Genomic DNA, 11,352 nt, shown 5'->3' with positions numbered 1-11,352 from the left:
ACGATAATCCTTTGAAACAGGTAGAATCAGCCCTTAACGGGAAACACCCTTAGGGCGACATGTAAAATTAAAAATCCCACATGCCAAGTTATCAGGAATTCTCTTATGAACAGACAAAAAGTAATCGCTATCGACGGTCCGGGAGCATCAGGCAAGGGAACGGTAGCCTCCCGAGTCGCAGCCGCATTGGGATACGACTATCTCGACTCCGGAGCACTTTACCGTCTGACCGCACTGTATGCACAAAAACAAGGTGTCCAATGGCATGACGAGCACCGCATTTCCGAACTTGCCGAAAAACTGCCTGCCGTATTTGCAGGCAGCCGCATCCTGCTCGGCGGAGAAGACGTTTCAGACGGCATACGTACAGAAGCCATAGGCATGGGGGCATCCGCTGTCGCGCAATTGCCGAAAGTCCGTGCCGCCCTGCTGCAACGACAACGCGACTTCCTAACCGCCAAAGGGCTGGTTGCCGACGGACGGGACATCGGATCAGTCGTATTCCCCGAAGCCGAACTCAAAATCTTCCTGACGGCAGAATCCAAAATCAGGGCCGAACGCCGTGCCAAACAAATCGGCATCCCCTGCGAAGGTTTGGCATTCGAGCGCATCCTGTCCGACATCGAAGCCAGAGACGAGGCAGACCGAAACCGCACGCTCGCCCCCCTGAAACAACAGCCCGATGCCCTGCTTTTGGATACGAGCCGCCTGACTATAGAAGAAACTGTAAAAAAAGTGCTTGATTGGTATCGTAAAGTTTAAATTTTCAGGTATAATTGCCCACATTACGTTTCAGACGGCATAAAAATCCCCCATATGCCGTCTGAAACCTTATTTACCCGTCTGCCCTGCCAAGGACGGCAGACATCCACCAACCCACCCTGCACCCCTTGGCGGTGTACCGAAAAGAGTTATATATGTCTATGGAAAATTTTGCTCAGCTGTTGGAAGAAAGCTTTACCCTGCAAGAAATGAACCCGGGTGAGGTGATTACCGCTGAAGTAGTGGCAATCGACCAAAACTTCGTTACCGTAAACGCAGGTCTGAAATCAGAATCCCTGATTGATGTAGCTGAATTCAAAAACGCTCAAGGCGAAATTGAAGTTAAAGTCGGCGACTTCGTTACCGTTACCATCGAATCCGTCGAAAACGGCTTCGGCGAAACCAAACTGTCCCGCGAAAAAGCCAAACGCGCAGCCGATTGGATTGCCCTGGAAGAAGCCATGGAAAACGGCGACATCCTGTCCGGCATCATCAACGGAAAAGTCAAAGGCGGTCTGACCGTTATGATCAACAGCATCCGCGCATTCCTGCCGGGTTCTTTGGTCGACGTACGTCCCGTTAAAGACACTTCCCACTTTGAAGGCAAAGAGATCGAATTCAAAGTGATCAAACTGGACAAAAAACGCAACAACGTCGTTGTTTCCCGCCGCGCCGTTCTGGAAGCCACTTTGGGTGAAGAACGCAAAGCCCTGCTGGAAAACCTGCAAGAAGGCTCCGTCATCAAAGGCATCGTCAAAAACATCACCGACTACGGCGCATTCGTTGACCTGGGCGGTATCGACGGTCTGCTGCACATCACCGATTTGGCATGGCGTCGCGTGAAACACCCGAGCGAAGTCTTGGAAGTCGGTCAGGAAGTTGAAGCCAAAGTATTGAAATTCGACCAAGAAAAACAACGCGTTTCCTTGGGTATGAAACAACTGGGCGAAGATCCTTGGAGCGGTCTGACCCGCCGTTATCCTCAAGGCACCCGCCTGTTCGGCAAAGTATCCAACCTGACCGACTACGGCGCATTCGTCGGAATCGAACAAGGCATCGAAGGTTTGGTACACGTCTCCGAAATGGACTGGACCAACAAAAACGTACACCCTAGCAAAGTCGTACAACTGGGCGACGAAGTCGAAGTCATGATTTTGGAAATCGACGAAGGCCGCCGCCGTATCTCTTTGGGTATGAAACAATGCCAAGCCAATCCTTGGGAAGAATTTGCCGCCAACCACAACAAAGGAGACAAAATCTCCGGTGCGGTTAAATCCATTACCGATTTCGGCGTATTCGTCGGCCTGCCCGGCGGCATCGACGGCCTGGTTCACCTGTCCGACCTGTCTTGGACCGAATCCGGCGAAGAAGCCGTACGCAAATACAAAAAAGGCGAAGAAGTCGAAGCCGTCGTATTGGCAATCGACGTGGAAAAAGAACGCATCTCCTTGGGTATCAAACAACTGGAAGGCGATCCGTTCGGCAACTTCATCAGCGTGAACGACAAAGGTTCTTTGGTTAAAGGTTCTGTGAAATCTGTTGACGCCAAAGGTGCTGTTGTTGCCCTGTCTGACGAAGTAGAAGGCTACCTGCCTGCTTCCGAATTTGCAGCCGACCGCGTTGAAGACTTGACCACCAAACTGAAAGAAGGCGACGAAGTTGAAGCCGTCATCGTTACCGTTGACCGCAAAAACCGCAGCATCAAACTTTCCGTTAAAGCCAAAGATGCCAAAGAAAGCCGCGAAGCACTGAACTCCGTCAATGCCGCTGCCAATGCGAATGCCGGTACCACCAGCTTGGGCGACCTGCTGAAAGCCAAACTCTCCGGCGAGCAAGAATAAGGTTGCAGACATGACAAAGTCTGAGTTAATGGTTCGCTTGGCAGAAGTATTTGCCGCCAAAAACGGCACGCATCTTCTGGCAAAAGACGTAGAGTACAGCGTAAAAGTCTTGGTTGACACCATGACCCGATCGCTTGCCCGAGGTCAACGCATCGAAATTCGCGGTTTCGGCAGCTTCGATTTGAACCATCGTCCTGCCCGCATCGGTCGCAATCCCAAAACCGGCGAGCGTGTGGAAGTACCTGAAAAACATGTACCCCACTTCAAGCCCGGTAAAGAATTGCGCGAGCGGGTCGATTTGGCTTTAAAAGAAAATGCCAATTAAACCTTAGCATCAAAACGCCGCTTCCAAGCGGCGTTTTTTTCTGTGGTTTAACTTCATCCGCTGCTTCAATACCTTAAGCCAAGCAAGCAACGGATTAGAGCGTGGATTTTTTTATCATTGCTTACAATCCGCTTTTTAAACAACAAATTGTTGATTTCTATTACGAACAGGACAAAAATCCTGCTTATTGCACTAAAACTAAGCCGTTTCAGGAATTTGCGGCAAATTTACGGCTTTTACCGAACCTAATGCTTTCGCTTTTTGGTAAAACGCTAATTTGTATTCAAGCAAATCTAAATAGCGTTTTAATTCGGCAATTTGACACTTCACATTTTCTATTTGATTTTCAAACAAGGAAAGGCGTTCTTCAATGGTATTGTCGCCAATGACGGTACATTCCGCAAAGCGTTTGATGTCTTTTAAACTCATTCCCGTATTTTTCAAGCATTGCAATAAGCCCAACCATTGCAAATCGTTATCGGTAAAACAGCGGTTACCATATTCATCACGTCCGATATTAGGCAACAAGCCTTCTTTGTCGTAAAAACGTAGGGTGTGGGCGGAGATGCCTATTTTTTCGGCGGCTTTGGCAGTGATATAAGTCATTTTCCCTTCTTCTAAACAAAAACAGTAAAAAACACTTGCTTTAGAGTTAACTCTAAAGTGTAAACTGTTGCTATGTTGCTCAGGCAAGGCTGTTTTGTCAATGAATTAAGAGGAAAGACAATGGAAATGAAACAAACCAATTCAACCATCAAATCTCGTGCGGCGGTGGCATTCGCCCCTAACCAACCCTTACAAATTGTGGAAATCGACGTAGAAATGCCGCGCAAAGGCGAGGTGTTAATCCGCAATACCCACACGGGCGTGTGCCATACTGATGCATTTACGTTATCAGGAAGCGATCCTGAAGGCGTGTTTCCTGTGGTACTTGGGCATGAAGGTGCGGGTGTGGTTGTTGCTGTGGGCGAAGGTGTGTCAAGCGTAAAACCAGGTGATCACGTCATTCCTCTTTATACCGCTGAATGTGGTGAATGTGAGTTTTGTCGTTCAGGTAAAACCAACTTATGCGTCTCAGTGCGTGATACACAAGGTAAAGGCTTAATGCCGGACGGCACGACGCGTTTTTCTTATCAAGGTCAGCCGATTTATCACTATATGGGCTGTTCGACTTTCAGTGAATATTCCGTTGTTGCCGAAGTTTCACTGGCGAAAATCAACCCAGAAGCCAACCACGAACATGTATGTTTGCTCGGCTGCGGCGTTACCACAGGTATTGGTGCGGTACATAATACGGCAAAAGTGCAAGAAGGCGACTCTGTTGCCGTGTTTGGCTTAGGCGCGATTGGTTTGGCGGTGGTGCAAGGTGCGCGTCAAGCCAAAGCCGGCCGCATTATCGCCATTGATACTAATCCTTCAAAATTCGAGTTGGCAAAACAGTTTGGTGCAACGGATTGTTTGAACCCGAACGATTACGATAAACCGATTAAAGATGTGTTGTTAGACATCAATAAATGGGGCATTGATCACACCTTTGAATGTATCGGCAACGTAAACGTAATGCGTCAGGCATTAGAAAGTGCGCACCGTGGTTGGGGACAATCCATTATCATCGGCGTAGCAGGTGCAGGACAAGAAATTTCAACGCGTCCGTTCCAGTTGGTAACAGGTCGTGTTTGGAAAGGTTCAGCATTTGGCGGTGTGAAAGGTCGCTCTGAACTGCCGAAAATGGTGGAAGATTCAATGAAAGGCGACATTGAGTTAGAACCGTTTGTAACCCACACAATGACACTCGATCAAATCAATAAAGCCTTTGACTTAATGCACGAAGGTAAATCGATCCGCGCCGTTATTCACTACTAAGGTATGCGATGAAACTGATTGAACAACATCAAATTTTTGGCGGTTCGCAACAAGTTTGGGCGCATCATGCCCAAACGCTGCAATGCGAAATGAAATTTGCCGTCTATTTGCCAAATAATCCAGAAAATCGACCGCTTGGTGTGATTTATTGGCTTTCCGGCTTGACGTGTACGGAACAAAATTTCATTACCAAATCAGGCTTTCAGCGTTATGCGGCAGAACATCAAGTAATTGTGGTGGCCTCCGATACCAGCCCTCGCGGAGAGCAAGTGCCGAACGATGATGCTTACGATTTAGGGCAGGGTGCGGGCTTTTATCTTAATGCGACCGAGCAGCCTTGGGCGACGAATTATCAAATGTATGATTATATTTTGAATGAGTTGCCTAGTCTGATTGAGGAAAATTTTCCTACCAACGGCAAACGTTCCATTATGGGGCATTCGATGGGCGGACACGGCGCATTGGTATTGGCGCTGCGGAATCAGGAACGTTATCAAAGTGTTTCTGCCTTTTCGCCTATTTTATCGCCAAGCCTTGTGCCTTGGGGAGAAAAAGCCTTTACTGCCTATTTGGGAAACAATCGTGAAAAATGGCAGCAATATGATGCCAACTCGCTTATTCAACAAGGCTATAAAGTGCAAGGTATGCGCATTGATCAGGGCTTGGAAGATGAGTTTTTGCCGACACAATTGCGTACCGAAGATTTTATCGAAACCTGTCGTGCGGCAAACCAACCGGCCGATGTGCGCTTCCACAAAGGCTACGATCACAGCTATTACTTCATCGCCGGTTTTATTGGCGAGCATATTGCCTATCACGCGGCATTTTTGAAGTAAGCTAAAGCAAAGCAGTTTGGAATAGCCGGCACGAGGGTAGTAAGAAGTGCCGGCAAAATACCGACATCAACGTATGCCGTCTGAACCCAAAGAAGCCTGTCCTACGGATTACCAAACCCTGCCCTTGATTTGATTAGTATGATTTTTGAGCTTAATCAAACATTAAAATCGCCCGTATTTCCTAGCTCACTTTTATTTTCATTGTCGAATTTGCATAAGCAGCCTGTTCCTGTTGTGTTTTCGATCCCTCCAAACCGATGGGGGCGTAACAGCTTCGCGATTCACCATCTGTTTAATCTGTCCTTCTTCAATATTAAAACACAGCCTGAAATAAAAGGCATTTGGGCTCATATCTGCACCATATTGGAACGCCGCCTTTGCTCATACCCCCTTGCACGCTTCATTATTCTTTTCTACGGAAAACGCCAAGTTTGAAGGAAATCATTTATAATACTGGCGGTAAGCATTTTCTTTCTTTGCCGCAAGAAGTATAACAAGGTTAAATATGAGTAATAGAGACCAACTTTTTCAAGCTCCGCCGTTTGAAAACCACAGCCCGCTGACTTGGTATCAGGCTGCCTCACAACTGCCCAACTTCATCCGTGACGACGCGCAGGCAGCCGCCATCGAACACCTCGATCGGCTTTGGACCGAATTGATGATGTTCAAACGCAAAAGAAACCGTTTTTTAGGCAGGAGTTTGCGTTCCCCGCAAGTCCCCAAAGGGCTTTATTTCTATGGCGGAGTCGGCCGGGGTAAAAGCTTTTTGATGGACGCTTTTTTCGGCTGCCTCCCTTACCGCCGCAAACGCCGCGTCCACTTTCATGCCTTTATGGCAGAAATCCACCGGCGGCTGAAAGCCCTGAAAAGCGAAAGCAACCCGTTGAAATCCGTTGCCGCCGAGATTGCCAAAGAAACCCGCGTATTGTGTTTTGACGAATTTCATGTCAGCGATATTGCGGATGCAATGATTTTAGGCCGTCTGCTGGAAAACCTGCTTAACGAGGGCGTTGTTTTGGTGGCGACTTCAAACTACGCGCCTTCCGAACTCTACCCCCAAGGACAAAACCGGAGCAGTTTTCTTCCCACAATCGCGCTCATCGAATCCAGCCTGACCGTCTTAAACGTTGACGGCGGGGAAGACTACCGGCTGCGTACCCTCCGCCCCGCCGAGATTTTCTTTACGCCTGCCAATGAAGAAAATGAGGCAAAACTGGCAAAACTGTTCAAAGAAATGACAGGCATTACCGATTTGAACCCCGGCATCAGCACCATCCACGGCCGGGAAATTCCCCACAAAGCCGAGTCCGCCCGTGCCATATGGTTTGATTTCCGCGCACTGTGCTTCGGCCCCCGCTCACAGTCCGACTATCTGTATTTGGCCGAACATTATGAAATGGTTTTTATTTCAGGTTTGGAACAACTCTCACCGCAAGAAAAGGCGGAGGCGCGGCGGCTGACTTGGCTGATTGACGTACTCTACGATTTCCGGGTCAAACTGTGTGCCACCGGCGCGGTAGATGTCAACCATATCTATACAGAAGGCGATTTTGCCGAAGAATTTACCCGCACCGCCAGCCGGATGGTCGAAATGCAGTCCGAAGTTTATTTGGAACAGCCGCACCTGACCCTATCTCCCAAGGCGTCAGGCGGATAAGTTATTTTTTTGATAGAATACCGATTTGATTCTTCTTAAGTAAAAATAAGGATATAGCATGGCGATTGAACGCACCATCTCCATCATCAAACCCGATGCCGTCGAAAAAAACGTTATCGGCAAAATATACAGCCGCTTTGAGGAGAACAGTCTGAAAATCGTTGCCGCCAAAATGAAGCAGCTTACCCTCAAAGAAGCGCAAGAATTTTATGCGGTTCACAAAGACCGCCCCTTCTATGCCGGATTGGTTGAATTTATGACCAGCGGTCCGGTTATGATTCAAGTTCTGGAAGGCGAAAACGCCGTTCTGAAAAACCGAGAACTGATGGGGGCGACCAATCCCGCCGAAGCCGCAGAAGGCACGATACGCGCGGACTTTGCCACTTCGGTCAGCATTAATGCCGTACACGGTTCCGACAGCGTGGAAAATGCCGCTTTGGAAATTGCCTACTTTTTCAGCCAAACCGAAATCTGCCCCCGTTGATACAATACACCGCACAACTCCTCTTCAGACGGCATAGAATACATCCATGCCGTCTGAAAACTCTGTTGCAAAAGGCTTCAAATCAAACTTGCCTGCCCTGCAATTTTTTATTTGAAGCCTTAATTTAAGAAAAACACAAACACATGAAAACCAATCTGCTCAACTACGACCTTCAAGGGCTGACCCGACATTTTGCCGATATGGGCGAAAAACCTTTCCGTGCCAAACAGGTTATGCGTTGGATGCACCAATCCGGCGCGCAAAATTTTGACGAAATGACCGATTTGGCAAAATCCCTGCGCCATAAACTGAACGAACAGGCAAGCATCGAAATTCCCAAGCTGATGATGTCTCAAGAATCTTCAGACGGCACTCGAAAATGGCTGCTAGATGTCGGGACGGGGAACGGGGTGGAAACCGTCTTCATCCCCGAATCGGATCGCGGCACGCTCTGCATTTCCTCGCAAGTCGGCTGCGCTTTGGAATGTACATTTTGCTCGACCGGCCGGCAGGGCTTCAACCGCAACCTGACTGCTGCCGAAATCATCGGACAGTTGTGGTGGGCAAACAAAGCAATGGGCGTTACACCGAAAAACGAACGTGTGATTTCCAATGTAGTGATGATGGGTATGGGCGAGCCGATGGCGAACTTCGACAATGTCGTTACCGCCTTAAGCATTATGCTGGACGACCACGGCTACGGTTTGAGCCGCCGCCGCGTAACGGTTTCCACTTCAGGTATGGTGCCCCAAATGGACAGGTTGCGCGATGTCATGCCGGTGGCTTTGGCGGTTTCCCTCCACGCTTCCAATGACGAAGTCCGCAACCAAATCGTACCGTTGAACAAAAAATATCCCTTGAAAGAACTGATGGCGGCCTGCCGGCGCTATCTGGTCAAAGCACCCAGGGATTTCATCACTTTCGAATACGTCATGTTGGACGGAATAAACGATAGGGCGCAACATGCGCGCGAACTGATCGAACTAGTCAAAGATGTTCCCTGCAAGTTCAATCTGATTCCGTTCAATCCCTTCCCAAACTCCGGATACGAACGCTCCAGCAATGAGAACATCCGTGTGTTCCGCGATATTTTGCAGCAGGCAGGATTTGTCGTTACCGTACGAAAAACGCGCGGCGACGACATCGATGCCGCCTGCGGACAGTTGGCGGGGCAGGTTCAGGATAAAACGCGCCGCCAACAAAAATGGCAGCAGATTTTAATCGGACAACAGGGGTAATTATGCCTTTTAAGCCATCCAAACGAATCTCTTTATTACTTGTCCTTGCCTTGGGCGCGTGCAGCACTTCCTACCGCCCCTCGCGGGCAGAAAAAGCCAATCAGGTTTCCAATATCAAAACCCAGTTGGCAATGGAATATATGCGCGGTCAGGACTACCGTCAGGCGACGGCAAGTATTGAAGATGCCCTGAAATCGGACCCTAAAAACGAGCTTGCCTGGCTGGTCCGTGCCGAAATCTATCAATACCTGAAAGTTAACGACAAGGCGCAGGAAAGTTTCCGGCAAGCCCTCTCCATCAAACCCGACAGTGCCGAAATCAACAACAACTACGGCTGGTTCCTGTGCGGCAGGCTCAACCGCCCTGCCGAATCTATGGCATATTTCGACAAAGCCCTGGCCGACCCCACCTACCCGACCCCTTATATTGCCAACCTGAATAAAGGCATATGCAGTGCCAAACAGGGGCAATTCGGATTGGCGGAAGCCTATTTGGAACGCTCGCTCGCCTCGCAGCCGCAGTTTCCCCCCGCATTTAAAGAACTGGCGCGCACCAAAATGCTGGCCGGGCAGTTGGGCGATGCCGATTACTACTTTAAAAAATACCAAAGCAGGGTAGAAGTCCTTCAGGCCGATGATTTGCTGCTTGGCTGGAAAATTGCCAAAGCCCTCGGCAACGCGCAGGCGGCATTCGAATACGAAGCGCAACTGCAGGCAAATTTCCCCTACTCGGAAGAATTGCAAACCGTCCTCACCGGTCAATAAACAGATTCAAACCATATGAACACACTCCAACGCCGCAGGACGCATCAAGTCCGCATCGATCATATTACCGTCGGTTCAGAAGCACCCGTCGTTATCCAATCTATGACCAACACCGACACTGCCGATGCAAAAGCCACCGCATTGCAGATTAAGGAATTGAGTGACGCCGGCTCGGAAATGGTGCGGATCACCGTCAACAGCCCCGAAGCCGCGTCCAAAGTTGCCGAAATCCGCCGCCGCTTGGACGATATGGGCTATGCCACACCACTGATTGGCGATTTCCACTTCAACGGCGAACGCCTGTTGGCGGAATTTCCCGAATGTGGAAAAGCCCTGTCCAAATACCGCATCAATCCTGGCAATGTTGGCAAAGGCGTAAAAGGCGATGAAAAATTTGCCTTTATGATTCGGACTGCTGCCGAAAACGATAAAGCCGTCCGCATCGGCGTAAACTGGGGTTCTTTGGATCAGAGCCTCGCCAAACGTATGATGGATGCCAACCTCGCTTCTTCCGCGCCGAAACCGCCCGAAGAAGTGATGAAGGAAGCACTAATTGTCTCCGCTTTGGAATCTGCCGAAAAAGCCGTTCTATTAGGGCTGCCCGAAGACAAAATCATCCTGTCATGCAAAGTCAGCGCGGTTCAGGATTTGATTCAGGTTTACCGCGAACTGGGCAGCCGTTGCGCCTATCCGCTGCATTTGGGTTTGACCGAAGCGGGAATGGGCAGCAAAGGCATTGTCGCATCAACGGCGGCATTATCCGTCTTGCTTCAAGAAGGAATCGGCGACACTATCCGCATTTCACTCACTCCGGAACCTGGCAGCCCGCGTACTCAGGAGGTCGTCGTCGGGCAAGAGATTTTACAGACTATGGGTTTGCGCTCGTTTACGCCGATGGTTACTGCCTGTCCCGGCTGCGGCCGTACCACCAGTACCGTTTTTCAAGAACTGGCTCAAGATGTGCAAAACTACCTGCGCCAAAAAATGACCGTATGGCGTACTGCTTATCCCGGCGTGGAATCCTTGAATGTCGCCGTGATGGGCTGTGTCGTCAACGGACCGGGTGAAAGCAAACTGGCTGACATCGGCATCAGCCTGCCCGGTACGGGGGAAACACCCGTCGCGCCGGTTTATGTAGATGGGGAGCGCAAAATAACACTGAAAGGCGACAACATTGCAACGGAATTTCTGGCTATTGTTGAAGAGTATGTCAAAACCAATTATGGGGAGAACGGACTCAAACGCCATCAAGGGAAGGTTATCCCGATACACTCCCTATAAAATCCAACCGCCAGCCTACCTTGGCTATTTTTAAATAAAAACCGTTTATTTTCATTGATATAAAACCCATCCCATTGGAAAAGGCATTTTTTAAACCGATAAGGAATGGAGGCGCAATATGAAAATACAATCGGCAAATACGGAGATGAATTGCAGGTATAAATAAGGAAGGCGGGATACCGCTTCCTGCCCTTGTCTTTTCTCAATAACCGTACCGGCAGATTCAGGCGGATGCGGGTGTCGCGCCCTTGCAAAAACTGCTGCCCCATTCGGCTTTCAGACGGCATCCGTCCATCACAGG

12 protein-coding genes are annotated in these 11,352 nt (G+C 49.3%); 10 read left to right on the top strand and 2 right to left on the bottom strand.

What is annotated here, in order from left to right; all coding sequences use genetic code 11:
- Positions 1-105: 105 nt before the first annotated feature.
- The 3 genes from cmk (at position 106) to RDY34_RS01070 (ending at position 2,928) form a co-directional block, all read left to right on the top strand.
- The gene (gene cmk, locus RDY34_RS01080; protein WP_003752639.1) at positions 106-762 is read left to right on the top strand and encodes a (d)CMP kinase; all 657 of its coding nucleotides are present in this window, start codon (positions 106-108) and stop codon (positions 760-762) included.
- Positions 763-917: 155 nt separating this feature from the next.
- Positions 918-2,603 (top strand): 30S ribosomal protein S1, encoded by a 1,686-nt coding sequence (rpsA, locus tag RDY34_RS01075; protein ID WP_003752638.1) that lies wholly within the window; start codon positions 918-920, stop codon positions 2,601-2,603.
- A 10-nt stretch (positions 2,604-2,613) separates the two neighbouring features.
- Positions 2,614-2,928 (top strand): integration host factor subunit beta, encoded by a 315-nt coding sequence (locus RDY34_RS01070; protein ID WP_002213349.1) that lies wholly within the window; start codon positions 2,614-2,616, stop codon positions 2,926-2,928.
- 198 nt (positions 2,929-3,126) lie between these two features.
- On the opposite strand, the gene RDY34_RS01065 is transcribed toward RDY34_RS01070, so the two are convergent.
- Complete coding sequence (locus RDY34_RS01065) at positions 3,127-3,534, bottom strand: MerR family transcriptional regulator (RefSeq protein WP_003752636.1); 408 nt, start codon at positions 3,532-3,534, stop codon at positions 3,127-3,129.
- Between the two features lie 120 nt (positions 3,535-3,654).
- On the opposite strand from RDY34_RS01065, the gene RDY34_RS01060 reads away from it, so the two are divergent.
- The 7 genes from RDY34_RS01060 to ispG all read left to right on the top strand — a co-directional run bounded on the left by RDY34_RS01060 (position 3,655) and on the right by ispG (position 11,051).
- Entirely contained in the window at positions 3,655-4,791 is a 1,137-nt protein-coding gene (locus RDY34_RS01060; protein WP_025456815.1) for an S-(hydroxymethyl)glutathione dehydrogenase/class III alcohol dehydrogenase, read from the top strand.
- Positions 4,792-4,799: 8 nt separating this feature from the next.
- Entirely contained in the window at positions 4,800-5,627 is an 828-nt protein-coding gene (gene fghA, locus RDY34_RS01055; RefSeq protein WP_003752632.1) for an S-formylglutathione hydrolase, read from the top strand.
- 505 nt (positions 5,628-6,132) lie between these two features.
- Complete coding sequence (gene zapE, locus RDY34_RS01050) at positions 6,133-7,284, top strand: cell division protein ZapE (protein WP_003752627.1); 1,152 nt, start codon at positions 6,133-6,135, stop codon at positions 7,282-7,284.
- Between the two features lie 58 nt (positions 7,285-7,342).
- A complete protein-coding gene (gene ndk / locus RDY34_RS01045) occupies positions 7,343-7,768 on the top strand; it encodes a nucleoside-diphosphate kinase (RefSeq protein WP_003752625.1) in 426 nt (141 codons plus the stop codon).
- Between the two features lie 143 nt (positions 7,769-7,911).
- A complete protein-coding gene (rlmN, locus tag RDY34_RS01040; RefSeq protein WP_003752621.1) occupies positions 7,912-9,006 on the top strand; it encodes a dual-specificity RNA methyltransferase RlmN in 1,095 nt (364 codons plus the stop codon).
- Positions 9,007-9,008: 2 nt separating this feature from the next.
- The gene (gene pilW, locus RDY34_RS01035; RefSeq protein WP_025457070.1) at positions 9,009-9,770 is read left to right on the top strand and encodes a type IV pilus biogenesis/stability protein PilW; all 762 of its coding nucleotides are present in this window, start codon (positions 9,009-9,011) and stop codon (positions 9,768-9,770) included.
- A gap of 15 nt (positions 9,771-9,785) precedes the next feature.
- A complete protein-coding gene (gene ispG / locus RDY34_RS01030) occupies positions 9,786-11,051 on the top strand; it encodes a flavodoxin-dependent (E)-4-hydroxy-3-methylbut-2-enyl-diphosphate synthase (RefSeq protein WP_196428165.1) in 1,266 nt (421 codons plus the stop codon).
- Here ispG and RDY34_RS01025 read toward each other — a convergent pair.
- The gene (locus RDY34_RS01025; protein ID WP_196428164.1) at positions 11,018-11,338 is read right to left on the bottom strand and encodes a hypothetical protein; all 321 of its coding nucleotides are present in this window, start codon (positions 11,336-11,338) and stop codon (positions 11,018-11,020) included. The two genes, ispG and RDY34_RS01025, sit on opposite strands and share 34 nt — an antisense overlap.
- Positions 11,339-11,352 lie beyond the last annotated feature (14 nt).

The organism is Neisseria polysaccharea (genome assembly GCF_963392925.1).
GTDB lineage: Bacteria > Pseudomonadota > Gammaproteobacteria > Burkholderiales > Neisseriaceae > Neisseria > Neisseria polysaccharea.
The sequence above is the reverse complement of the archived record's forward strand: the minus strand, read 5'-3'. Positions and strand labels throughout refer to the sequence as shown.

What these genes read in the sequence shown, in the direction of transcription:
- cmk (WP_003752639.1), top strand. Translation starts at nt 106, where the DNA reads ATGAACAGACAAAAAGTAATCGCTATCGACGGTCCGGGAGCATCAGGC.
- rpsA (WP_003752638.1), top strand. Translation starts at nt 918, where the DNA reads ATGTCTATGGAAAATTTTGCTCAGCTGTTGGAAGAAAGCTTTACCCTG.
- RDY34_RS01070 (WP_002213349.1), top strand. Translation starts at nt 2,614, where the DNA reads ATGACAAAGTCTGAGTTAATGGTTCGCTTGGCAGAAGTATTTGCCGCC.
- RDY34_RS01065 (WP_003752636.1), bottom strand. Translation starts at nt 3,534, where the DNA reads ATGACTTATATCACTGCCAAAGCCGCCGAAAAAATAGGCATCTCCGCC.
- RDY34_RS01060 (WP_025456815.1), top strand. Translation starts at nt 3,655, where the DNA reads ATGGAAATGAAACAAACCAATTCAACCATCAAATCTCGTGCGGCGGTG.
- fghA (WP_003752632.1), top strand. Translation starts at nt 4,800, where the DNA reads ATGAAACTGATTGAACAACATCAAATTTTTGGCGGTTCGCAACAAGTT.
- zapE (WP_003752627.1), top strand. Translation starts at nt 6,133, where the DNA reads ATGAGTAATAGAGACCAACTTTTTCAAGCTCCGCCGTTTGAAAACCAC.
- ndk (WP_003752625.1), top strand. Translation starts at nt 7,343, where the DNA reads ATGGCGATTGAACGCACCATCTCCATCATCAAACCCGATGCCGTCGAA.
- rlmN (WP_003752621.1), top strand. Translation starts at nt 7,912, where the DNA reads ATGAAAACCAATCTGCTCAACTACGACCTTCAAGGGCTGACCCGACAT.
- pilW (WP_025457070.1), top strand. Translation starts at nt 9,009, where the DNA reads ATGCCTTTTAAGCCATCCAAACGAATCTCTTTATTACTTGTCCTTGCC.
- ispG (WP_196428165.1), top strand. Translation starts at nt 9,786, where the DNA reads ATGAACACACTCCAACGCCGCAGGACGCATCAAGTCCGCATCGATCAT.
- RDY34_RS01025 (WP_196428164.1), bottom strand. Translation starts at nt 11,338, where the DNA reads ATGCCGTCTGAAAGCCGAATGGGGCAGCAGTTTTTGCAAGGGCGCGAC.